We start from the raw sequence: 540 nt of genomic DNA, 5'->3' as shown, positions 1-540 counted from the left end.
GGTGGGCACGGCGACGCCGGCGAGCTTGTCGGCGTCCGGCCCCGGTGGCTCGACGATCTCGAAGACCAGCTGCCCGTCGCCGCTGGGCAGGGCCACCGCGCCCGCGGTGCCGCCGGCGACGACGCGGGCGCGTTCGGCGATGAGGTGCAGGGTCGCGGTCAGATCCTGGTCGGTCAGGAGCGCGCCGGTGACGTGATAGGAGGCTTCGAGCCAGCGCTCGCGCCGCTGCACCTGGTCGAACAGCGCGGCGTTCTCGATCACCACACCGGCCGCGGCGGTGAGCGCGACGAGCAGATCGTCCTCGGCTTCGGTGAACTCCTCACCATCCGGTTTGCGGGCGAGGTACAGCATCCCGAAGATGCGCCCGCGCAGGCGGATGGGCACCACCCGCGATTCGTCCTCCGGCGGCGGCTCCGCCCAGGCGTCGGCGAAGCGGATGAACTCCCCCGAATCGAACACGCTCAGCGCGCCGAAGGGCGCACCGGTCAGCTCGCAGGCGGATTCCACCATGCGCCGCAACACATCGGTCAGGCTGAGATC

General features: G+C 71.5%; 1 protein-coding gene. It reads right to left on the bottom strand.

Annotated elements, in window-relative coordinates; translation table 11 throughout:
- The coding region (locus tag CFP71_RS43205) for a GAF domain-containing protein (RefSeq protein ID WP_425266656.1) at nt 1-510 on the bottom strand (510 nt) is incomplete at its 3' end.
- Nucleotides 511-540 lie beyond the last annotated feature (30 nt).

This window comes from Amycolatopsis thailandensis, assembly GCF_002234405.1.
Lineage (GTDB): Bacteria > Actinomycetota > Actinomycetes > Mycobacteriales > Pseudonocardiaceae > Amycolatopsis > Amycolatopsis thailandensis.
Note: the sequence above shows the minus strand (reverse complement) of the source record. Positions and strands in the feature narration are given on the sequence as shown.